General features: G+C 40.3%; 18 protein-coding genes. 10 read left to right on the top strand and 8 right to left on the bottom strand.

The genetic code is table 11. The features are described from left to right. Window positions 1-45 precede the first annotated feature (45 nt). On the top strand, window positions 46-837 hold the full coding sequence (locus tag H6G14_RS05920; RefSeq protein ID WP_190566184.1) for an ion transporter: 792 nt from the start codon (window positions 46-48) through the stop codon (window positions 835-837). A 97-nt stretch (window positions 838-934) separates the two neighbouring features. Beyond that, a complete protein-coding gene (locus H6G14_RS05915) occupies window positions 935-1,171 on the top strand; it encodes a DUF3134 domain-containing protein (protein ID WP_190566183.1) in 237 nt (78 codons plus the stop codon). A 41-nt stretch (window positions 1,172-1,212) separates the two neighbouring features. Here the strand turns inward: H6G14_RS05915 and H6G14_RS05910 are convergent, their stop codons facing one another. Further along, complete coding sequence (locus H6G14_RS05910; RefSeq protein ID WP_190566182.1) at window positions 1,213-2,775, bottom strand: phytoene desaturase family protein; 1,563 nt, start codon at window positions 2,773-2,775, stop codon at window positions 1,213-1,215. A 1,443-nt stretch (window positions 2,776-4,218) separates the two neighbouring features. Here H6G14_RS05910 and H6G14_RS05905 point away from each other — a divergent pair. Beyond that, window positions 4,219-4,605 (top strand): hypothetical protein, encoded by a 387-nt coding sequence (locus tag H6G14_RS05905; RefSeq protein ID WP_190566181.1) that lies wholly within the window; start codon window positions 4,219-4,221, stop codon window positions 4,603-4,605. Between the two features lie 108 nt (window positions 4,606-4,713). Here the strand turns inward: H6G14_RS05905 and H6G14_RS05900 are convergent, their stop codons facing one another. Beyond that, entirely contained in the window at window positions 4,714-5,667 is a 954-nt protein-coding gene (locus H6G14_RS05900; protein WP_190566180.1) for a PEP-CTERM sorting domain-containing protein, read from the bottom strand. Between the two features lie 590 nt (window positions 5,668-6,257). Beyond that, window positions 6,258-6,779, bottom strand: coding sequence for an acetolactate synthase small subunit (gene ilvN / locus H6G14_RS05895; protein WP_041456726.1), 522 nt, complete (start codon window positions 6,777-6,779; stop codon window positions 6,258-6,260). 278 nt (window positions 6,780-7,057) lie between these two features. Between ilvN and H6G14_RS05890 the strand changes: the two genes are divergently transcribed. Next, the gene (locus H6G14_RS05890; protein ID WP_190566179.1) at window positions 7,058-7,423 is read left to right on the top strand and encodes a BON domain-containing protein; all 366 of its coding nucleotides are present in this window, start codon (window positions 7,058-7,060) and stop codon (window positions 7,421-7,423) included. Between the two features lie 16 nt (window positions 7,424-7,439). Here H6G14_RS05890 and H6G14_RS05885 read toward each other — a convergent pair whose 3' ends face one another. Beyond that, a complete protein-coding gene (locus H6G14_RS05885; protein WP_190566178.1) occupies window positions 7,440-8,378 on the bottom strand; it encodes an alpha/beta fold hydrolase in 939 nt (312 codons plus the stop codon). Between the two features lie 525 nt (window positions 8,379-8,903). On the opposite strand from H6G14_RS05885, the gene infC reads away from it, so the two are divergent. The 3 genes from infC to H6G14_RS05870 all read left to right on the top strand — a co-directional run bounded on the left by infC (window position 8,904) and on the right by H6G14_RS05870 (window position 14,947). After that, window positions 8,904-9,437, top strand: a complete 534-nt coding sequence (gene infC / locus H6G14_RS05880; RefSeq protein WP_015111888.1) for a translation initiation factor IF-3 — start codon at window positions 8,904-8,906, stop codon at window positions 9,435-9,437. Window positions 9,438-9,676: 239 nt separating this feature from the next. After that, window positions 9,677-12,685, top strand: a complete 3,009-nt coding sequence (locus tag H6G14_RS05875) for an MFS transporter (protein WP_190566177.1) — start codon at window positions 9,677-9,679, stop codon at window positions 12,683-12,685. A gap of 285 nt (window positions 12,686-12,970) precedes the next feature. Beyond that, window positions 12,971-14,947, top strand: a complete 1,977-nt coding sequence (locus H6G14_RS05870; protein WP_338421181.1) for a hypothetical protein — start codon at window positions 12,971-12,973, stop codon at window positions 14,945-14,947. A gap of 78 nt (window positions 14,948-15,025) precedes the next feature. On the opposite strand, the gene H6G14_RS05865 is transcribed toward H6G14_RS05870, so the two are convergent. Then, window positions 15,026-15,577, bottom strand: coding sequence for a PEP-CTERM sorting domain-containing protein (locus H6G14_RS05865; RefSeq protein WP_190566175.1), 552 nt, complete (start codon window positions 15,575-15,577; stop codon window positions 15,026-15,028). 247 nt (window positions 15,578-15,824) lie between these two features. Beyond that, complete coding sequence (locus H6G14_RS05860) at window positions 15,825-16,820, bottom strand: DUF389 domain-containing protein (protein WP_190566174.1); 996 nt, start codon at window positions 16,818-16,820, stop codon at window positions 15,825-15,827. Between the two features lie 130 nt (window positions 16,821-16,950). Between H6G14_RS05860 and H6G14_RS05855 the strand changes: the two genes are divergently transcribed. Next, window positions 16,951-18,513: a cation:proton antiporter gene (locus H6G14_RS05855; protein ID WP_190566173.1), complete on the top strand. Its 1,563-nt coding sequence runs from the start codon at window positions 16,951-16,953 to the stop codon at window positions 18,511-18,513. A gap of 48 nt (window positions 18,514-18,561) precedes the next feature. Here the strand turns inward: H6G14_RS05855 and H6G14_RS05850 are convergent, their stop codons facing one another. After that, window positions 18,562-19,362: an ester cyclase gene (locus H6G14_RS05850; protein WP_190566172.1), complete on the bottom strand. Its 801-nt coding sequence runs from the start codon at window positions 19,360-19,362 to the stop codon at window positions 18,562-18,564. Window positions 19,363-19,719: 357 nt separating this feature from the next. On the opposite strand from H6G14_RS05850, the gene H6G14_RS05845 reads away from it, so the two are divergent. Together H6G14_RS05845 and H6G14_RS05840 are read left to right on the top strand one after the other, a co-directional pair. Next, on the top strand, window positions 19,720-20,310 hold the full coding sequence (locus H6G14_RS05845; protein ID WP_190566171.1) for a CAP domain-containing protein: 591 nt from the start codon (window positions 19,720-19,722) through the stop codon (window positions 20,308-20,310). Window positions 20,311-20,460: 150 nt separating this feature from the next. Beyond that, a complete protein-coding gene (locus H6G14_RS05840; RefSeq protein WP_190566170.1) occupies window positions 20,461-20,937 on the top strand; it encodes a tryptophan-rich sensory protein in 477 nt (158 codons plus the stop codon). 81 nt (window positions 20,938-21,018) lie between these two features. On the opposite strand, the gene H6G14_RS05835 is transcribed toward H6G14_RS05840, so the two are convergent. Then, entirely contained in the window at window positions 21,019-22,902 is a 1,884-nt protein-coding gene (locus H6G14_RS05835) for an ABC transporter ATP-binding protein (RefSeq protein ID WP_190566169.1), read from the bottom strand. Window positions 22,903-23,016: the final 114 nt, after the last annotated feature.

The following is a 23,016-nucleotide window of genomic DNA, read 5'->3' as shown; positions in this document are numbered from 1 at the left end:
AAGATAGACGGTAAAAATACCATATTTAAACAGATATCGTGAAATATGTTACTGAGTAGACAACAAACTGAATTTTACTTAACAGACCTAGAAACCCCTTTAGGTAAAGCCATTAATTTGACAATTGCTGCCTTGGTTCTATTATCATCAGGCATCTTTGTCGCTCAAACTTACGCTATACCCGACTCTATTAGGTTGCAGTTGGATCAAGTAGATACAGTTATATTGATAATTTTTGCAGTAGAGTATGTCCTCCGCCTTTGGAGTGCAGAAAATAAACTCAAGTATATATTTAGCTTTTATGCAATTATTGATTTGATAGCAATTCTGCCATTTTTAATAGGTTTAGTAAATATCAGTTTTATTCGGATATTACGCTGGTTTAGAATTTTAAGATTAATCAGATTCATTGATAGTAAATTTTTATTTGGCAGTATTAGTTCCGAAGACGGGATAATTTTTATTCGCATACTGTTTACTTTGTTTACTATAATTTTTGTTTATTCTGGCTTAATTTATCAAGTAGAACATCCCGTAAATGCCCAAGTTTATAGTACTTTTTTAGATGCCTTTTATTTCTCAGTAGTCACAATGACTACTGTAGGTTTTGGAGATTTAACTCCCATTTCAGAACTAGGTAGATTATTAACTGTATTGATGATTTTGACAGGTGTAGCCATTATTCCTTGGCAAGTAGGAGATTTAATTAGGCGCGTAGTCAAAACAGCCAATCAGGTAGAAACTGTATGTTTGAATTGTGGTCTAAAATTTCACGATCAGGATGCAGAGTTTTGTAAGCGTTGCGGAACTAAATTACCCAGCCAAAAAATGGATTAACTCTAACCTATTGAGCAAAAACCTCACCCATAAGACAGAAGTCATTGTCAATACACCAATCACACTAGTAATTAAGAGAGATTAGTGGTGCAAAACAATGATTAAATTGTCTAACCCTGCTCTTCACGAAGAACCTCGTCACCAGCCAGCAGCTATTATTCCTCTCAAACAAGAAGAATCTTTACTGGATTGGTTACAAAGTACAGGTCGATTAGTTGCTTACCAACCTATTGACTACTATTACGAAGACGAGGTAGAGGAAGAAGAAGACGTGGAAGAGTTTGTTGATGCCTATAGCTTGGATGCAGAAGAAGTAGAGGATTTAGAAGAGTGAATCATAAACAAGCGATCGCCATTGAGTAGAATAGCGATCGCTTATCTCATTCCCACCAATCCCTGAGGCGCTCTAGATTTCTGCCTAACTGATTGCCCAGTCAGCAACTCTACAACATCCATACCATTCCCAATCACACCGGGAACACTGGGATATCCAGCACTTGCTCCCACCAAAAATAAGTTAGGTAACTCTGTCGTGTAACCCAAGCGATTTAACCCAACTTGTCTAGGGACTAATTTCGCACCGTAAATATTACCTTGTGGTTGTCCCAGATAATATTCGCTAGTTGTGGGTGTGCCGTAAACTTTCATCCTGATGTAATTATCTATATCTGGAACAATATCACGCACACGGTTCATGATTTGTTGGTAAATCTCACGCTTTTTAGCTTTATAAGCTGCCGAGTCGTTCTCATGCAGATATGCAAAAGGTTCATAAGCACAAACAGTAGCAATTTCTAAAACATGATGCCCGACTGGAGCCATTCCTGGTTCATGAGATTTCATCGTCGGACAAGAAAGGAAAATCCACGGCTGACTGAAATCACCTTGCAATTGTCGGTGATATTCTCTATTTAAATCTCCAGTAGGATAATACCAAATGTTCCAGTTACCAATGCCATAGCGTTGTGGATCAAAATTGCTATCTAAACCCAAGTAAATATTAAAAGCACTGGCAGAGTATTCATAATTGGTCAGTCGCCGTCGTTCTTTATGGCTGACGGCTTCACCATCGTGCATCAACTCTACTGTTAATTTAGGGTCAAGGTCGCTGATATAGGCTTTGGTGGCGCGATAAATTTTGCCATCAGCAATAACAGTATGAACTTTGCCACCACTAACTTGAATATGATGAACTGTCGTAGCATAAGCAATGACACCACCACCGGTGGTAATGGTCTCAACAATGGTATCAACCAAGTGCTTAAAGTGATGTTTAGGATAATAAGCACCTTCAGAATAATCCCAAACCAGAGAAGTATGGGTCAGTAAAGCAATTTCTGCGGGTGGTAGTGCATAATCGCCACTTTGTCCAGCCAGCACAGCTTGGAGTTTGGGCGATAACCCAACATAGTTATACAAGTCTTGCAGAGTCCAATTGCGCTTTTTAAAAAGATTAAAATACTTAGGTAGCTTTAACCAGTCAGACAGCTTGTGGTCAAACCAACGGACTTCTTGCGCTAAATTACGGATTTCTTGATGAAGTTGTTGAATTTCGTTGCAGTAGCGATTAATAGCATTGGTTTCTTCAGGAAAGGTAGACAGCAAACGATAACGTAAACTTTCCCATCCTAAGGGAATTCTAAAATCTGCTTCTGGGGTGATGATGCGATCTATGCAGTCGGGGTCAAGGCTATTAAAGGGGACATCTTGACCAATATAGTTGAGAAATTGAGCGATCGCTTGGCCATGACCACACTGAGAAATATAATGCACATCCGCACAAAAACTATATTCCCCATAATCAAAAGTATGGCAAGAACCACCGGGTAAATAATGTTTTTCTAAAACTGCTACATTATATCCTTGTCGAGTTAAACAAGCAGCAGTTGCTAATCCACCTAACCCGGCTCCAATAATTACATAATCAAAGATTTCCATATTCTACTCCTCCGAAATCTTGATTGCTCTTAATTTCATCGATGTTATTGTTAAAACTTCTGATGATATGAGTACTGTTTTTACAATTTTCATCCAATAGTACTGATAAACCGGAAAAACATTAAATATCAAAGTCTATATTTAATATTTAGTCTAGTTTGCATTGAAAAGATGAGAAATAAGCTAACCAGACTGTTTATTTTTCTCTGACTTAGTTATAGTTAAGGTATCTATAGCCTTTTTTAGGCTAGTGAATTACAAACGACAATAATTAAACGCAGATGGACGCAGATATTGACCAAGCCTTCCCGCAGCGTAAGCAGATAAATTTTTATCTCAGCACACTAGGAAACGCTATAAAGATTGATTGCATTTTATATCTTCAGGAATCCGTCACTAATTACTACCAATTAAAGCCAGTATTTTTATCCGTGACCGATAATTCTTAGTCTATATAACATCTCAAAATTCGCTTTAAACTATTTGCTTTTCTTAACACTACCCATTTTTATGTACTTGTTTTAACATATTTATGACTTACACATGAAAACAAAAAAATCAAGGATTGGGAGAAGAATGTAGGGATGTAAGAATTTTAAACATTTACACTACTAGACGAACTGGGTGCGTGAGTCTTAATAGTGATTGGAAGCATATTTGCAATAGTAGCCTATATTCGGAAGAATCCTGTCCCTAAGAGAGACTACGCTAACACATCCCTTAAAATTCTTCGCAAAGAGATGAGTAATCTGCTAATAGGTAATAGGTAACAGGTGAGTCTAGTCCTGTGGGAGGGTTTCCTTCTCTGATGAGACACTGACGGGAACCGTAGGGAGTTGGCGTTAGCGTAGTAGTAGCAACGTGAGGAGCGTTACCTAAAGGGTAATTAGACTATGTTTGTGATAGAGATAGGAATATAACAATTTACCGAAATATACAGATAAAATTCTCTTTTAATCACAGACAAAAGCAGTATTTAAGCTTTCAGGAAGCTGCATAGATAATTATAATTTCTAATCTGGAAAATATCATATTACATCGTTTTTAACTATACTCATGGTGGCATATATTAGTATTTATGATGTGCGCCTATAGCTATAATTTTGATGGTTAATATTCCTACACAAATATATTTTTGAGAATATGTCTTCAAACTATATCCAAGGTTATACTTTTCAGGCTACTAAGCAAAACTATTGACAGAGATAGCAAAAACTTTATTTTGTTAAACATATAATTGAAGCATAAAAAAATCATATCGAATTAAACACTGAGGTAGCAATGTTACACGCACTTATAATAGTAATCAATATTTATAGTATATGTTGAATTTATTAGTACTGAGTACGTTATGTGATACAAGTACCAGTATTTTAGTGTTCAAAATACCAAATCAATACCAATAAATTTCAAATTAGTAAATATATAAATAAGGTCAATAATATGTTCACTGAGGTAATAAATCAACATAAAACAAGGGCAAATAATCACGTTCAAGTTGTTAATATTACTGAATCCCAACAAAAAAATGCTCAAACTAATAGTATAGATTTTCCAGATATAGCCGTTTCTTTAACTCCTGTTGGATTAGTTTTTAGTTGGGTGATTTTCTTTATAATTTTACGTAAAATTCGTTCCATTATAGAAAATAAAATGGTTTTTACAGTAAAAGGATTACACCAATTACCTTGTAAAAACTGCCAATATTATTGCAATAATCATTATCTCAAATGTGCTGTCCAGCCTTCGATTGTACTCACAGATGAAGCAAAAAACTGTTCTGAATATTTACCCAAAAACGACAAATTTGATTCCAGCCGTTTTCTTTAATAGCTTCTGATAGTGACAGAACATCTAAAAAGAAAGAAGGTAATAGATAATCTAGCAATTACCCATTACCAAGTTTTTATATCTTTTAGGTGATGATTTTATTCTCTGTTATTTCTGCTTTTGCCGTTTTAATAAAATGCCAAACCCCATAACCAACGGTAAGCCAATAATAGAATAGCCTTCCGGAACAGTAATAGATGGTTGCTGCAAAGGTAGTACAATTTGTGTTAGTGCTAGAGCGGTTATTTCTGAGTTTCGAGTAGAAGCTTTGCGGAATTGAAGATTAATGGCTTCAAAAGTTACAGGACTTTCTGCTGGAGCAGACTTATCAGCATTTATCCACTTTGACGCTAGAATTTCAAGTGGCGAAGAGTTTGATGTTGATTTGGGATCAAAAATTTTCCAAGCAGCACTAGCAAGATCCCAATACGCTAGAGAAGCTTCGTATGAAGTTGAACTCACCTTACTTACCCTCAAGCGGAAATCTGTTACTGAGTTAGTTCTATCCTTATTATCTAATAGTGTTGATGCAGGCGATTCGTTATTAACCGGATCAAAATCAGGATCTATATATAGACGGTGATAACGATTACCAGAATTGCCAGCATCATAAGGCCTTATCTCTGCTCTTAGTTCAGCATTTTCATCAACTATTGAACTACCGCTTGGACAGGGTGGTGTACCGACAATCCTATTGATTGAACTGTTGTAACATACAGGAGAGTTATCAGCATACTGCAAACCAACATAATACTTTTCTGGTTCTGTACGAGCGTTGCGAGGAAAAATTCCACTCCAGTATAAAGAAACAGGCCCTAAATCTAAATTGACGGGATTTTTTAGAGAATAAGAGGCAGTACCCCAAGCGGAACTACCGAAAATCTTACCAGCATCAATGCTTGTTCCCCTCAATGACCAGCCGTCGGTGCTATCAAAATCTGTCTCTACAATTACTGTTTCGTTGGCATCATAGCTGAATTGCCCTAATGCTTTAGTTGGTAAAGTTATCGATCCTAATAATGTTAAAAGTAAACCTAAACTAATACTTTTGTAAGTAAACATTTCCCCTCACTAAATGATTTAGGATAGACTTGGCTAGTGATCAAGCGAATTGATAAAGATTGCAAAAAAATAAGACTGTACATCCCCAATAGCCGATGCCTAGCTAACCCCAAAGTAATTGCTTGTTCAAAAATTCAGGCGATAACTGGGTTTTTGGCTTTGAGTTTGTTGTCTTTTTTGGCGCGTTAGTATAATTACTGTTATTCAAACACAGTAGATTCTAATATTACAATTGGATTTTTACAAGTAAAACTACTTATTTAATATAAAAAACGGACTTTTTTTAAATTTACTATAAAGTATTATCCAAATTGTTCAATAAATGATTTTATGTGTATCTATTCTATGAATCTCAAAAGCGTAATGTTTTACTGAGAAACCTGCCTAATACACATCAGATAACGGATTGATATGAAGCTGGTTAAATATTTTCATCAACAGCATTCCAACATCTTTTATTAGGCGCTCAAAAAGAAAAATATCAATATATGCGGATCTATAAAAGGCGATAACCTATGGTCTGTCGGCAAGCATTACGCAAGCAAAAAATGAAATTTCCCAGTCAGAGACTGGGAGTAAGAGACTACAACTTAAGAAACCTTCGCTTCTAAGGATTTAAGTAACTCAGTATTTACACCAGATTCACGAGTCAGAGCGATTTTACCAGTACGGGCAATTTCCCTGATACCAAACTTTTGTAGCACCTGGACGATCGCCACCATCTTACCAGGGTCGCCGACCACTTCCAAAGTTAAAGAATCTTCCGCCACATCGACTACTCGCGCCCGGAAAATTTGAGCTAGTTCAATGACTTCTGAACGGTTGCTGCTGGTGGCGTTCACCTTCAGGAGCATCAATTCTCTTTCCACACAAGGAGTTTCAGTTATATCCTGCACTTTGAGAACGTTAACGAGCTTGTATAGTTGTTTGGTGAGTTGTTCAATCACGCGATCGTCACCAGGTACAACCATAGTGATGCGGGAAACTCCGCCCTCTTCTCCCGAACCAACAGCCAGGCTTTCTATGTTAAAGCCGCGACGAGCAAATAAACTAGCAATGCGGGACAGAACTCCCGCCTCATCTTCTACCAGAACCGAAAGAGTATGTTTCATCTTTGCCAACACAGGCTCAGACAGCATATAACTAAACCGAATGTTAGCTAACAGCTGCCCTACACGTACTGCTTACTAGGTGAATAGGTTATAAATCTTATACTTTATTTTAAACTTAATCCCTGCATTCCTGAAATGTTCTATAAAAAAGTTATGTCTAAATCATTCCAAAAGCAGAAGTCATTTGGATAATATATCTTTTGATCGGCAGATGTAGATTATTGATCAAAATCTTATCTTGAGAATATTGTCACCATGAAATCAGGAGAAAGACATTTATGAGTTGGTTAAAAAGACTTTTTGGCATGGAAAAACCTCAAAATGCTCAGGTAAATCCAACTCCGCAAGTATCTCAAGCCTCTGCTACCACTAATGCACCTACGGCTACCCAATCAATTCCACCAGAACGTTTAGGGTTAAACGGCGAATATGACCAAAGTGGTTTAGCAAAGCGAGTAGCACTGGCATTTGATCAAGACCAGCAACTTGATGATATGAATTCTTTGTGGGTTGCTCAAACTGGTAGCACCGTTGTTCTCAAGGGTTCAGTTCCCAGCCAAGACATTCTCAATAAAATGATTTCCGTGGCGCAATCTGTACATGGTGCCACAAACGTTGACACTAACCAAGTAAAAATTGGCTAAAAATCGGCAATTTTTGTCATTTCTGGGAGATAACTAGACTTTGGCAATCTCCCAAGGACTTGTCCATCCATGCCAGAATTGCCTGGTTTACCTGTTCTGGACATTCATCATGGGGACAATGTCCTACATCCTCTAGGTTAAGCAATTGCAACTTTTCGTTGTATTGAGCGAATTGGTTAGCCAAAATCGGTGGAACAAATCTATCTTTGTTACCCCACATTAGTAACATGGGTATTTGTAAAGTTGGCAATATTGCTTTAACACTAGGACTAAAGTTAACACCGATCGCCGCTTTAAACAAAGCACTAAAAGCACGGGCTGAACCCCTATCCTGGGGAGGCCCGGCTAAAATATCTATCAGCTCATCAGTGATGGCTGCGGGATTGGCGTAAGCAAGACCAGCCCAACGACGGAGAACGCTGGGACGGCGCACGAAATAAAACACCGGCTTTAAAAGTATTGGAGAAGCGACAATATTTTTGATTGTCCTCACGACAGGTCTTAAAAAAGGCGGTATCATTTCTTGCTCTAATGATGGATCTGGTAAACTCATCATCACAATCCCCTTAACCATATCAGGGTGAGCCGCCGCCGCCGCTAAAGAAATCAAAGAACCATTAGAATTTCCAATCAATACCACCGGTTGACGGATAAAAGCTCGCCAAAAATCGTAAACTTGTTCCACCCAAAGTTCGATGCTGTAATTTGCTGGGGCTTTTTCCGAACCACCAAAACCCAGCATATCCAGCGCATAGACTGTATGAGATTCGCCCAAAACTTCTAAATTATGTCGCCAATGACCAATAGAAGCACCAAAACCATGCAGTAAAATTAGAGGGGTTTTTTCCTGGTCTCCTTGGCTAGGACGGATGTAAGTATAACGAGTCCGCCACCCCCGCCAAACCCAATCTCGTTGATTCCCGACCCGTTCCCGCCAGTGTACCGTCATGGTCACAATTCCTTAGTGATTAATTTCTATCTTAAAGGGGGGTGTAAGGGTATAGGGGAATGGCACTAAGAAAACATAAAGCTCTTGCCGTGACTGGGTGTAGGGGTGATGAGAATAACAGTATGTATGAGGTATCTTGATTTAATTATGAGATGTTTCCCTTACCCCCCTACACCCTTACACCCCGAAAGGCTTATAAATTCAAGATTTGCGCTTATCTTAGTACCATTCGGGTAAAGGGGTGTGGGGGATAACTATGATTTTTTCCATTAAAAAAGAATTGTTACAATAGTTAACCATTCTCTAGATTGTGTGATTTAAATTAACGATCGCAGAGAAACTCTCTCAGAGTGAGTAGAATAACAAATACAGAAACCAAATAAACTATTTTATGGATTAGTTACCAGAAAACTATAGACTCCTTTTTAAGTTCTCAGTTATTTTAGTATTGTGCTGCTTTGGCAGACCAATCAAAACAAAGCAATCAAGTCCACATTACATCACTTAACAAAGAAGCTCCCACAAATCATAATGCCTGTGATTGAGAAAAAAAGAACTCGCGATCTGCCCCAAATTAACGAACGGATTCGCTTCCCAAAAATTCGAGTCATTGACACTGATGGCTCCCAGCTAGGAATTATAACTCCACAGGAAGCACTGCAACTAGCAGAGGAGAAGGAGCTGGATCTAGTGCTGCTCAGTGACAAGGCCGACCCGCCGGTGTGTCGGATTATGGATTACGGGAAATACAAGTTCGAGCAGGAAAAGAAGGCGCGGGAAGCTCGGAAGAAACAGCACACGGCTGATGTAAAAGAAGTGAAGATGCGCTACAAAATCGAGGAACACGACTACAATGTCCGTGTTAAGCAAGCAGAACGCTTCTTAAAAGATGGTGATAAAGTCAAAGCAACTGTGATGTTCCGGGGTCGAGAGATTCAACACAGTGACCTAGCAGAAGATTTACTGAAGCGAATGGCAACGGATCTGGAACCGTTTGGTGAAGTGCAACAAGCACCCAAAAAAGAAGGGCGAAATATGATGATGCTCATCTCGCCTAAGAAGTAATACCCTCAGTATTCTTGTAACCAAGTAATCCACCACTGAAAATATCAAAACGGCTTCACCGTCGTTGAAATTAATTGCAATTTGATAGTCCTGAACTCTGAGTGGGAAACATAATACTCAGTTGTTCAGGACTTTTGCCATTTTGGGGGTTGGGGACTGGGGATTGGGGAGCCATTATTAATTTTGAATTTTGAATTGATTGCTCCCTACTGGGCGGAGAAGATACCAGAAAGTAAAACATGGAATTGAAAAATTACTCGTTGGCGGCAAATCCAAGTTGGCTGGCACAACTTTTAAAATGGGTGAATCTACGACCAGAGGAAGGCGAACGGACTTGGATGATGTTTGCCTTTTACACGACTGTATCTGTGGGGTTGCGATGGGCTGAGGATAGTACAGTAGCACTATTTTTGGATGAATATGGCGCTGGGCCGTTGCCTTGGATGTATATTGCCAGTGCGGTTATGGGTATGGCGCTGGTTTTTGTCTATTCTTGGTTGCAAAAGATTTTCCCTTTGCGCTGGGTGGTGGTGGCGATCGCACCTTGTATGGTCGTGCCGTTAATCTTGTTAGTATTATTACGCTGGGGAATCCATCTTTCCTACTTTTCAGTCATTGTGGTGTTTTTGCTGCGGTTGTGGGTAGATTCCCTTTATGTAGTCAATGATTTAAATACTTCCATTGTTGCCAACCAATTATTTAACATTCGAGAAATTAAGCGCACTTACCCACTGATTAGTAGTGGGTTATTAGTGGCTGATGTAATCAGTGGCTTTAGTTTGCCTTGGTTGCTGGAGTTCGCCAAACTCAACCGCGTGATTATGATTGCTTGTGGAGTGATTATGATTGGCTCGGCGATTCTCTGCTATTTAAGTTATCAATATCGCAGTTCTTTTCCCGAAGCACCACAGCGCCTAATTCCTCAAGAACAAGCCTCTCGGCATCGGCGTATCCAAGCACCACTCAAGCGTTATACTTTACAGTTATTTGCCTTTGTTGGTCTGTTACAAATTATTGGCTTATTAGTAGATTTTCAATATCTCCAAGAACTAAAAATCAACCTGGGCGATCGCGAACTAGCAGGCTTTTTAGGTATATTTGGTGGAATTGTTGGCTTGTGTGAATTAGGGACTCAGTGGTTTGTTTCCAGCCGCCTCATTGAACGCTTTGGAGTGTTCTTTACTGCTGCACTGTTGCCTGTGGCTGTGGGCTTTGTTGTCCCTGGGATGATTGTTGTACTTTACTTACTACCCGGTATAAAGTCCCTCGCCTTTTTCTGGGGATTAGTTGGCTTGAAGTTCTTTGATGAACTACTGCGTTATACCTTCGTTATCAGTAGCGGGCCGTTACTATATCAACCAATTCCCGAACGCATTCGTAGCCGGATGCAGGCATTATCAGGGGGAACGGCAGAAGCGATCGCCACTGGTTCGGCTGGTATCATCATTGTAATTACCTTGTTTGTGTGTGGGTTATTCGTACCTGCAACAATGCAAAAGTGGGTGTTTATCGGTGAAACAATGGTAGTAGCCGTTGCCTGCTTGAAAGTAGTATGGTTATTGCGATCGCGTTATGTTGATTTGTTAGTCTTAAGTGCCGATAGAGGTGAACTAAGTGCCTCTAATGTGGGTTTGCGTGCCTTTAAACAAGGGGTAGTCAAAGCTTTAGAAGAAAAAGGCAACACCGCAGATAAACACTCTTGTATTGAATTATTAGCCCAAATCGACCCCCAAGGGGCAGCAGATGTTCTCTCGCCAATTTTATTTAAGCTAACGCCAGATTTACAACGACATAGTTTAGAGGTGATGCTAGGGGCTGATGCTAATCCCACCCATGTATCGGAAGTAAAATGGTTGTTAGAGCGTCATCCAGACAATGTTAACCCCGAAGTTTTTGCCCTAGCATTACGTTATGTTTGGCTAGCTGACCCCAACCCCAATTTAAGCCAACTGGAAGAATACCTCAACCAGCGCCACCACTCATTAACTCGCGCCACAGCTGCTGCTTTGCTATTGCGTCAGGGAACACCCATCCAAAAAGTAGCCGCAACCAAGACTTTACGCCGGATGTTAACCCATAAGCAGGAACGAGAACGGGTGAATGGTGTCAAAGCCCTCCGAGAAGTGGTTTATTTACAGGCGTTACGGATTCATATCCCTAATTTGTTACAGGATGAATCCTTAAGGGTGCGTTGTGCTGTCTTAGAAATGATTGCGGCAACACGTATGGAAGAATACTATTCCTCACTGCTAACAGCACTTTATTACAAATCAACCCGTGCTACCGCCATGCGTGCCTTAATCAAAATGGAGAATGAAGCATTGGATATGTTATTACAACTAGCTACCAATGCCCATAAACCAGAAGTCTTAAGGATGTATGCTTGGCGTACCATAGGACAAATTTCTACTACAGAAGCTGTAGAGACTTTATGGTTGCAGTTGGAATCTTCTTGGGGTGCTACCAGATACCATATTCTGCGTAGCTTGTTGAAAATTCAGAAACAATCAGAAATTACCAATTTGGTAGATAGGTTTCAACACAGTCGGGTAGAAAGTCTCATTGATCAGGAATTACGATTTTTGGGTGAGATTTATGCCGCTTATATAGACTTACGACCACAATTGAATTTAGATAATAGTCAAACAAATTCCAGAGCTTTGATTGTTGCAGATTTACTCCAACGTGCCTTGGCAGAAATGGAATGGGATATTCGGGAACGTTTATTATTACTATTAAAATTACTATATTCGCCCGATAAAATGCAGGCGGCAGCTTTTAATTTGCGGTCTGAATCGATGGTGAATTTAGCACGAGGATTGGAAATATTAGAACATACAGTGAATTTGCCCAGAAAATCATTGTTATTAAATCTCTTAGATAAGCGATCGCACCAAGAAAAGCTGCATGATCTTTTAGAGGCAGAATTCACAGAATATCAACCGTTGTCAGCTAGTGAAAGATTACGGAAGATGCTGACTTTAGGCACTTTTCTCTCTGATTGGTGCTTGGCTTGCTGTTTTCATTTTGCCCAGGTTAATCGGATTCGTTTGACAATTAACGAAATTTTGATGGCTTTGCGTCATCCTACGGGCTTTGTGAGAGAAGCAGCGATCGCTTATTTAAGCGTGGTTTCACATCGCGTCCTCTTAGAACTTCTGCCCAAATTACAAAAAGATTCCCATCCCCTAGTAGCAGCACAAATTCAGGAATTGATCAAAAAATCAGCAATCAAAATTAATAAATAAACTAGAAATTGGTACTTATTATTTACGAGGTTTTACAAAGTCAGAAAACCCTGATAAATAAGTATGAAAAATTATTTTTATATTGTTAACGAATATAAGAAAGATTTACAGTTTTTGGAAAGCTCTGTAAGTGTATGATATATCTACTCAAAGTTTTTTAGCACACTTTGTATCATGGAAGAAAAAAACAAACCTAAATATGGTTTTAATAGGTTTTTTTATGCTTTGAAAACTAAGTTTTTTTTATTAGTTTGCGTTTTTCTTACTAGTATTTTTGGTATTCTGTTGTCAAATTGGTTGATAACTAGCCAGCCAGCTTTCGCCAAGATTGACATACTAAAACCAGCACCAACTCAACCAATAGGCTACTACGATTATTTTGGTAAGCTCCTTAGTCCCCAAGAAGCATCACAACTAGTTGCTAGTAAAGGACTTGACCCGAATGATCCTATTTCCTATGAAAGAATAGGTGCAGTTCACATTACGCAAGAATTAATTGCCAAGGGTGAAGATATATTTTTCAATCGTCCTTTAGGCGACTTCTTTGGTTTGCAAGGTGTGTTTGGTGTTGGAAAAGGTTCGGCTATTCTGGCGGATGAGATTACCACCGCCATTATTAAGTTGCAGGGTCAACCAACAAACAACTTACAAATTATTCTTGAGAAAGATGTACCTATAGGTAGCCGAATTTTACGAAAAGGTACAGCCATTAATACAGGCTTAAAGCTGGAAAAAGGATCCATTGATCCTATAGGGACTACACCGAATGGACAAACTAGCTGTGCATTTTGTCATGCGGGTCTTTCCAAGGAAGGGAAACGTCTTCCTGGGGTGGCAAATGGTGAAATTGCCTTGCCGATATTTCTGGCTTTAGCTCCAAATTCATCTGCGGCTTTCTCTCGTACCAAACTGAACCCCCTAGATCCACAATACCAAGGCAATGGCAAAATTATTATCGACAGTCAAGGTCATGAAGTAAGATTGCCAGATCCAGAGAAGTTTGAGAAGGCCTTTGACGATATTTTATTGGAATTGCCTTTTGGTAATTTTGAAAGTTCGACAGATGGAATTAAAAATACCACTCAAATCCCTAACAATTTCACTTTTAAAACTAACCCCTATACCTTTTCTGGAGAAGCTGCCTTTGGCCCTTTTGCAGGATTGAGTAGTTTCAACAGTGCTGTTCACTCATCAGAAACGAACATCCTTGCATCATACGAACTAATTGCCAAAACTCTTAATATTGATCCAGAAGTTTATCTTGGTACTTGTCTTCAAAATGCGGCGGAGCCAAGTTTACGTTTACCAGAAGGAATAAAAGTCCAACCGTCTGTATGGTTGCGGACGATTGTACCAGATTTTACCCAAGCCGAACTACAAGACCAAGTTGTTGCTCCTGGTGTCGGTACTTATCCAGACTTAAAACCTAACTTACTAACAGCCAACGGACTGATTTTTAGTCCTAATACTGGCAACCCTTTTGATAATGCCAGTGGCAAGTTTATGTTTGCTAACAATGCCATGTCTGCTTTTCAAAATAGCTTAGTTCCACCTGCTAACCGCACTCCTGAAAACTGGCAAGCCTTGAAAAATAATTCAGTGAAGCGTGGGGCGAAAGTCTTTGAAAAAGCCAATTGTGCAACCTGCCATATTCCACCCTTCTTCACGGACAACAAAATTTATCCAGTTAATAAAATTGGGACTAATCCAGCTCGCGCCCAGTCCCGCTTGGCACTGGTGAAATTTTTAGTTCCACCTAAGCTATACACTTTCAATACTCCTGTTCCCATACCTGCTAATGCAGAAGTTTTGGATGTACCTACCCAAGGCATTTCTGATAGCCCTACCAGTCCACCTAAAGAAGCACTACCAAATGGCGCTTACAAAACTACTCCCTTGCGTGGTCTTTATTTAAACCCACCATATTTACATGATGGCGGTGTAGCGGTACGGGCTGGGAGTTTAAAATTTGACTCCAACGGCAGTTTTGCCATAGTCGATACTACTGGATTAGGGCTACCCGGAACTCTGAGTCAAGGCATACCTGCCGATGCTGCTAGTAGCTTGCGTGCTTTAGTTGATCGTGACCTACGTGCCAAAGTTATCAAAGCTAACAAAGCTGATCCTGGTTTAGTCAGTACTAACCTTGATGGTACAGGTCATGAGTTTTACGTAGATAGACAAGCTGGGTTTAATCCTCAGCAGCAAACAGACCTGATTAATTTTTTACTGGCGCTTGATGATGACCCTGGTAACTTCTAATTAAGAAAGTCATTAGTCATTAGTCATTGGTTATTAGTTATTAAACTAAAATTTGAGACTATTGACTATTGACTTTTTTTACACAGCTTGCCTTCGCTTCATCCAACTGCCAAAACCGAGAGTAACCAATAAACCAACTACTGTATAAGGTTCAGGAACAGAATGGGGAGTGACACTAAAGCTGCCAAAATCTACATCACTAGAAAATTCTGAATAACCGTCAGATAAACTACTGTAGAAGACGTTGACATTCCCTTGTCCGTCTTCTCCATCACCAGCGACTAAGTAAGAAAAACCATTTGTGGTTAATAATGGTTGACTCGCATTCAACAAATTATCGTTATTTCCGTACGTACTTGGTGAAAGCAACCCAATTATTGACTCTGTAATTCCTTTCACTGTTCTGGTGCCGCTTATTCCTGTGATGGTGTACTTTTGGTTGATAGGATCTAAATCAGTAGTGAAAAGTTTACCTCTAGCTGAAATCGATGTGCCATCTGCATCGTAACTAGGAAAAGAATACTGAAAATTAAATATTTGTGCAGCTTGTGCGCTAGAAGATACAAAGACACTTGTGAACCCGACAATGGTATTGATAGTTACAATACTAAGGTGTTTGGCTAATTTCATTAAATAGTTCTCCTGTAAATAAATTCCAGAAATTGGCTGATTGTAATCAGCTGGTGAGCGATTACGCCATCAATCGTCAATTTACTTTTACTCAGGCTAATACTACACAGAAAGATTTTTCCTTTCTATGTAAGAAAAAAAGTTTTTATATTAGCCGTCAGTGGCATTTTTCAGTACCAACTTGATACCTTTTCATATTCCTCACAGCAAATCCGAACAATGTAGCGATTGGTAATTCGGTAAGATACTAAGGCTCAGAACTTTTCACTTCTTCCACTTGACCAACTTCAAAAATCAAGGTGAATGGTTGTCCCATTTCTCGCTCGACAAATTCTTCTAGTAGCTTTACTTGTCGGGGTGTAACCGGGTCATTGGCTCGCACACTCAGCCGTACTTCCGGAGGATTAACTAACCAGTTGGTACTACTTCTAAATAATTGCAGGCGTTGAAAGGTGACAGTACGATTTAATAATGCTCTACGTAAACTGGTTTCTAATTGCGTCTGTCGTACAAGTCGAGCAAAGCTCACACCTAAAGGAATAACCAGAATAGCTGTCAGTACTAAAGTCCAAACGATGGGGCGACGTGCTTGGCTCATAGAAGTATAGCCTGCTGCCAAAAATGTCACCATACAGGAGAGGGTAATACCGAGTAGATTGGTGAGGTAGAGTAAGGTTGCGCCCAAACTGAGTGCGAAATCTGCCTTCGCTAAACCCAGACCAATTACGCATATCGGAGGCATGAGAGCCACTGCGATCGCTGTACCTGCTAAACTACCGGAAATTTTTGACTCAACTTTGGCATAAGCACTAATAGCACCAGCCGCGACGGCAATACCTAAGTCTAATAGAGTTGGTTCGGAACGAGCCAAGACTTCACTACCATAATCAGGTAGTCCCACAATTAAACCCAAAGAGAAAGCGATCGCCAGCGCTAATAATGTACCTAACGCTACTGAGATTACACCTTGGCGGAATAAGCCAATATCACCTTGCAAAGCACCAAAAGCTAATCCGCGAATGGGCAACATCAGAGGAGCGATAATCATCGCACCGATAATGACAGCGCTACTATTTGACAATAAACCAAAAGTAGCGATCGCACAGGAACCAACAATTAGCGTAATATAAGATACATCCAAAATAGACTCTTTAAATAAATCTACTTGTAACTGTTGTAGTTGTTCTGGCTGTCTTTGTTTGCGCCTGAAGTTCTGAAAGCGGTCTCGAATGTTAATACCCAAGAGCTTCCTCCTTCTTGTGGAATAAACTGGCAAATATTCACGACTTGATGATCAAAATCTTATATTCAGCCGATGTTATCTGGATATCATCCTTGGAGAATAAGTACAGTATTCTACTAAATACTTACTTATGGTACTTGAATCAGCAATTAGTGAAGAAGCGATCGCCACGAATCTCAAGCAGTTTCTTTTAGTGCTTTCGGTTTCTTTAGGTGTAGCCACCTTACCCCAAGTATTTAGTTGGTTTCGCCAAATCCCCTATACCTTACTCCTGGTAATTGTTGGCTTGGGGTTAGCAGTCGTTGATGTGCGGCTGGTTGTTCTGTCTCCTGTTTTAATTTTGTCTATCTTTTTACCACCCTTATTATTTGAAGCCGCATGGAATTTGAAATGGTCAGATTTGCAGCGCGATTTTGTGCCAATTTGTCTATATGCGGTGTTTGGGGTCGTCATCTCCATTGCCGGAGTAGCAATTGGACTGAATCAACTGGCGGGAATTTCCTTAACTACGGCGTTACTCATTGGTGCGAGTCTTTCTGCTACTGACCCGGTTTCTGTCACCGCTTTGTTTCGTGAATTGGGTGTAGGAACTCGTCTTGTCACCCTCATGGAAGGCGAAAGCTTATTTAATGATGGTATGGCAGTAGTCGCCTTTGGTTTTTTGGTGGCTTTGCCTTTGGGGAATGCCGAATTAGGCTTTCAACCGATTTTGTTACAGTTTTTTCAAGTAGTTGGTATCGGTGTAGCGATAGGTTGTTTGATTGGCTTTGCTATTTCCTACCTGACCCAACGCTTTGACTTGCCAATGGTGGAACAGTCCTTAACTTTGGTGTCCGCTTACAGTACTTATCTCATTACCGAAGACTTGGGCGGTTCCGGCGTAATCGGCGTTGTCACCACAGGCTTGATATTAGGTAACTTTGGTTCGCGTATAGGCATGAATCCCCGGACTCGGATTATTGTTTCCGAATTCTGGGAATTTCTAGCCTTTTTTGTGAATTCGATTGTCTTTTTATTAATTGGCGACCAAATACGTTTTGCCAGTTTAGGAGAAAACCTGCAAATCATTGCTATTACAGTAGCAGCAATGATTGTCATGCGAGCAGTTGCACTATTTATTCTCAGCAAATTGAGCGTTATGATGACTCAATCACAAGTCTCCTTACCTGAACAGACTATTCTTTGGTGGGGTGGGTTACGTGGTTCGGTGTCAATTGCCCTAGCATTGAGTGTACCGACTGTATTGCCAGGGCGAGAAAAAATCATTGCTACTGTCTTTGGAGTAGTTTTATTTACCTTACTAGTCCAGGGATTAACAATTAAACCCCTGCTGCAAAAGCTCAATTTGCTAGGCGATGCACCCCTACGCGAACAATATTTACAATTAGTCGCCCGTAGTGTTGCTCTAGAAAGAGTGTTGCAATACCTGCAAACAGAGAAACGCCCCGGTATTGACCCAGAATTTATTCGTTACCAAGAAAAACTTGTCACAGGTGAAATTGCAGAATTGCAAACCAAGATTGATAAACTACACAATGAATACCCCAATCTTCAGAACTTTACAACAGAACAATTCCGCGATGAACTACTAGCAATCGAGGCAGATACTTATGCGGAATTTGTCAAGTCTGGGCGATTAAATAAAGAATTAGCTCCGATGCTGGAAGATGTATTAGGGCATCAAAGGGACTAAAGCTTAGATACTAGCACTCAAAAATTATCTTTTACCCAATCCCCATCTTTACTTCACAACAGCAGCAAAAGGACAACGGCTAGTTTGTAGATTTGCTGGTGCTGATGTCTCCTTCTTTCCCCAAAGTTTGCGGATGAAATTCCAAAACCTCCGCCAGAGAGAATGAGATTTTTTTTGCTGGTTTTGGGAAGTTTTCAGTAATTTACCACCAGATGTCAGCTTTGCTAGGAACTGGGTATTGTCATAATAATGTTCCAAAGATAGGATTTTTAAATCATCTGTGACACGCACAACGCTTGTACCAATAACTTCTATCATCTCGTTTGTAGGTGCATAGCCTTTAAATTCACCTTTAAATTCCCCCCAGTGTCGCCATTTAAAAACAATCTCCGGTGGCCCTGAATAAACTTCTAATACTTCCCACAAAAAGCCGTCAGGGAAAGCTGTATGAAATAGACCAGTGGAAGTTTCAAAGTTTTCCTCAGTTGCTTTGTAATTTTTGGTATTGCCAATCATCAATTTATAAGTACCTGAATTAATCAAGTCTGTGATGGTATGGCGAGAACCTCCATTGGTACTCATGCGAAATTGGTCGGGAACAACAGAAAGCCACTGAGCAGGATTTGTTTTAAAGTTAGCTTCAATATCGAAGGTACGCACCAAATTTTGTACCAGGGTTTCCAGTGAGTTAGGTGGGTGATTACGTGTACTTTCCTGGGACAGTTTTTCATTAGAATGGGTATAATCTGGTTTTTCACCATAACGCCATTCAACATGATTGCTGTACTTTAATACAGTATCTCTATCTTGCACCCAAAGATGAAGTTTTTCGATGTCAATTTGACTCATAAACCCCTCTGCGAAATCAATGTGAAAATTACAAGTACCCGAATTTCGCAGCTAAATCCCCTCAATTTTTGCAGTTAAATATACAGATTATCGGCTGTTAATTTCTCATGAATTTGTAGCGATTGAACTATGTTAACTATCTGTACTCACTTCTTTTATATTATGCCAGTTAGCTCAATCATAATTGTTAATTTAGCAGCTATTATCTGGTTAAAAGCCTTAAAATTTGCCAAATAAATTGGCAATAAGTAGTTGCTATACAGTGCAAAAATTGTCTAAAGTAGAAATATTGGAACACTAAAAATTAATTAAACTGATACGCACAAAGCAGTAAAAATACTGTTTAAGGAAGGCTAAATGAAATTACTATATAAATACAAAAATATATTACTCAAAAATATTTGGTTAATGTGGGGTGCTATCGCCTTATTATCCACTGGCTGTGAGCAGTTAATTGAATCTTTACCACCTCTGCCAACAGTTAAAATACCATCAAATCAGCCACCAAAACCCCAAATTCCCGTAGAATCTGCCACGACTGCCCAAATCGAAACGGCCATCCGCCAAGGTATCAACCAAGTACGACAACGCAATGGGTTACAACCCCTACAAAATAACGTCAAACTAGCGCAAGTAGCCCGCAACTACAGCCGACAAATGGCACAAAAGAACTTTTTTAGTCATACCGGCGCGGATGGCAGTACCCCAGCAGATAGAGTCCGTGCTGGTGGTATTTCTTATTGGGTAGTTGGTGAAAATCTATACACAAGTACAAATATTCCTCGTCCTGTACCATCGGCAATTGAAGGGTGGATGAAAAGCCCTGGACATCGAGAAAATATTCTCCGCCCCGTATTTGCAGAGACAGGGGTAGGAGTGTGGCGAGTAGGTAATACTTACTATATTACTCAGTTGTTCTTGCGGCGATCGCCCCTTGGATGGCCTTAAATTATAGCTGTTGACTGTTGACTGTTGACTGTTGACCGTTAACAGCCTTGACGATGGATTGTGCAACTTAAAAGCAGAATAGTTTATGATGTGCAGCGATCGCCAATAATTGTCTAAACTGCAAGTAGACCATTATTCTAGATAAACCTTGTGAAAGCGAGATGGATCATCACAGCAGTTTCAGCAGCATTGTTTTTTGGTGGTAGCCTATTTACATCGCTGCGCGACCCCTGGTTTCAAAACTTACAACGTCCCGACTGGCTGACATTTGAATTTATCATCCCGTTTGTTTGGACGTTTATCTGGGCTTGTACAACCATTTCTGCGATTATTGTTTGGGAAAAAAGGACAAGACAGGGTTTTCGACCTTGGTATCTGATGGCAATTTATGCAGCGATCGCCATATCCACCTCCGCCTACAGTCCTATTGTAGTAGAACTGCGGAGCTTAACAGGGGGAATATTTATGGGTGGCTTGGCAACGCTACTCGTCTATATTTTAGCCTTCGTAGTCAAGCCTATTTCCCCCAAAGCCTCTTGGCTATTCCTTCCCTACGCCCTCTGGGGGCCATTTGGTACTTATCTAACTTGGTTATTACTCCAACTAAATCCCGGTGTAGCCAATTAAATTTGCTCGTACTCCGCGCACCTCTGCGCTAACTTTGCGTTCCTCCGCGTTTAAAAACTTCCCATACAAACTTTCCCTACCTCAAGAAGTTTTCAGATGATGGCTACGGACTCGTTCAGGACTACCCGTAGGAATAGAAGCGATTAATTTTTGGGTGTAGGCTTCCTTGGGTTCGCGGTAAATGCTTTCGGCTGTACCTTGTTCCACTATTTGACCACGATTCATGACTAAAATGCGATCGCTCATAAATTTCACCACACTTAAGTCATGGGAAATAAAAATATAAGTTAACTGAAATTCATCTTGTAATTCTTTTAACAGATTCAATACCTGGGCTTGTACTGACACATCCAACGCTGAAACCGACTCATCACAAATGATAAACTTAGGATTCAATGCCAAAGAACGGGCAATACAAACCCGTTGACGCTGACCACCAGAAAATTGATGCGGATAGCGATTCATTGCATCTGCACTCAAACCCACCCGTTCCAAAAGTTCCGCAACTCGTTCACGCCTTTGTCTGACTGTCTTACCTACAGAGTGAATTAACAACGGTTCCATGACTGCATCCCCAACCTTCATCCGGGGATCAAGGGAACTAAAGGGATTTTGAAAAACTATTTGCATTTCCCGCCGGAGTTTTTGCAACGGCTCGCCTTTAAAATTAGTAATATCTTGCCCATCAAAGATAATTTGACCACTCATTGGCTCAATTAAGCGCAGCAGAGTTCTACCCAGAGTAGTTTTACCGCAACCAGATTCCCCTACTAAACCTAATGTTTCCCCTGGTTTCACATCAAAGGAAACATCATTCACCGCCATTTGATAGCGTTTTGTCCCACCAAACCAACCTTTTACAGGGAAACCCACTTTCAAGTTCTTGATTTGTAATAAAGGTTTCTTTTCTTCCAGATTTTCTAATCTGGCGGAGATTTCCTCAGAGGTAATTTCCGGTGGGTGTGCAGGTTCTTTGGCTTGGATAATTAATTGACCACTTGATGTTTCTTCTACACTCATGTAGTCAGAAACGGTGAGTAATTTATGTGGACGGCGGTTGAGGGTGGGGCGACAAGCTACCAAGCCTTTAGTATATGGATGTTGGGGATTACTAAAAATTTGCTCGGCTGCACCATATTCGACAACCTTACCTTTGTACATTACCGCTACTTGGTCAGCAATTTCTGAAATTAAACCCAAGTCGTGGGTAATGAAAATTAACGCCATTTCCCGCTTTTGCTGTAACTCCCGCAACAGTTCAATAATTGTTGCTTGTACAGTCACATCTAAGGCTGTCGTCGGTTCATCTGCAATCAATAGCAAGGGATTACAGGAAATCGCCATTGCAATCATCACCCGTTGCAATTGTCCCCCAGATAATTGGTGGGGGTAGCGTTCCAGCATGGTTTCTTTATGCTGCTTCACCAACTGCGCTAACTTCAACTCATCCAGTGGGGAGTTGGGGTTGGTTTGCGGCCAGGTTTCAATATATTGCTGTTTGATTTGCTCATCGCTAGGTAAAAGTTTAACCTCTTGCAGACCTGCGATCGCAATTCTTCTTGCTTCAGCTGGGCTAACATTTTGATGGCGGAGAATGGCTTCCGTCAGTTGAAACCCAATATCATAAACCGGGTTAAGAGAACTCATCGGTTCTTGGAAAATCATGGCGATGTCGCCACCCCGGTATAGCTGCATTTCCTCAGCAGATAACGCCGATAAATTGATGGGGTTAGCGTTGGCTTGCGGACAAAACAGAATTTCTCCGCCGCTAACTCTCCCAGGATGTTGCAACAACCCCATCACCGCCAATGATGTGACTGATTTACCACTCCCAGATTCACCCACTATTCCTAGAGTTTCACCCCGATGTAGCTGAAAGGAAACACCATCGACAGCTTTGACAGCATTGCCATCACCGGAAAATTCTACTTGTAGATTGCGAACCTCTAGGACAGTTTCTCTCATAGGAGCCTATTAATAATATGAGTAAAAATTATTTGGATTTTAGCAGTAGTTTGGGAAATTCGGGACTGGGGATGGGGGATAAGTCAATTCAAAATTCAAAATTCAAAATTCAAA

The sequence above is a fragment of the Nostoc parmelioides FACHB-3921 genome (assembly GCF_014696625.1).
Taxonomy (GTDB): domain Bacteria; phylum Cyanobacteriota; class Cyanobacteriia; order Cyanobacteriales; family Nostocaceae; genus Trichormus; species Trichormus parmelioides.
The sequence above is the reverse complement of the archived record's forward strand: the minus strand, read 5'-3'. Positions and strand labels throughout refer to the sequence as shown.

Excerpts from the sequence above, each read along its gene's own strand:
- H6G14_RS05920 (WP_190566184.1), top strand. The coding sequence starts at position 46 with ATGTTACTGAGTAGACAACAAACTGAATTTTACTTAACAGACCTAGAA.
- H6G14_RS05915 (WP_190566183.1), top strand. The coding sequence starts at position 935 with ATGATTAAATTGTCTAACCCTGCTCTTCACGAAGAACCTCGTCACCAG.
- H6G14_RS05910 (WP_190566182.1), bottom strand. The coding sequence starts at position 2,775 with ATGGAAATCTTTGATTATGTAATTATTGGAGCCGGGTTAGGTGGATTA.
- H6G14_RS05905 (WP_190566181.1), top strand. The coding sequence starts at position 4,219 with ATGTTCACTGAGGTAATAAATCAACATAAAACAAGGGCAAATAATCAC.
- H6G14_RS05900 (WP_190566180.1), bottom strand. The coding sequence starts at position 5,667 with ATGTTTACTTACAAAAGTATTAGTTTAGGTTTACTTTTAACATTATTA.
- ilvN (WP_041456726.1), bottom strand. The coding sequence starts at position 6,779 with ATGAAACATACTCTTTCGGTTCTGGTAGAAGATGAGGCGGGAGTTCTG.
- H6G14_RS05890 (WP_190566179.1), top strand. The coding sequence starts at position 7,058 with ATGAGTTGGTTAAAAAGACTTTTTGGCATGGAAAAACCTCAAAATGCT.
- infC (WP_015111888.1), top strand. The coding sequence starts at position 8,904 with ATGCCTGTGATTGAGAAAAAAAGAACTCGCGATCTGCCCCAAATTAAC.
- H6G14_RS05875 (WP_190566177.1), top strand. The coding sequence starts at position 9,677 with ATGGAATTGAAAAATTACTCGTTGGCGGCAAATCCAAGTTGGCTGGCA.
- H6G14_RS05865 (WP_190566175.1), bottom strand. The coding sequence starts at position 15,577 with ATGAAATTAGCCAAACACCTTAGTATTGTAACTATCAATACCATTGTC.
- H6G14_RS05855 (WP_190566173.1), top strand. The coding sequence starts at position 16,951 with ATGGTACTTGAATCAGCAATTAGTGAAGAAGCGATCGCCACGAATCTC.
- H6G14_RS05850 (WP_190566172.1), bottom strand. The coding sequence starts at position 19,362 with ATGAGTCAAATTGACATCGAAAAACTTCATCTTTGGGTGCAAGATAGA.
- H6G14_RS05845 (WP_190566171.1), top strand. The coding sequence starts at position 19,720 with ATGAAATTACTATATAAATACAAAAATATATTACTCAAAAATATTTGG.
- H6G14_RS05835 (WP_190566169.1), bottom strand. The coding sequence starts at position 22,902 with ATGAGAGAAACTGTCCTAGAGGTTCGCAATCTACAAGTAGAATTTTCC.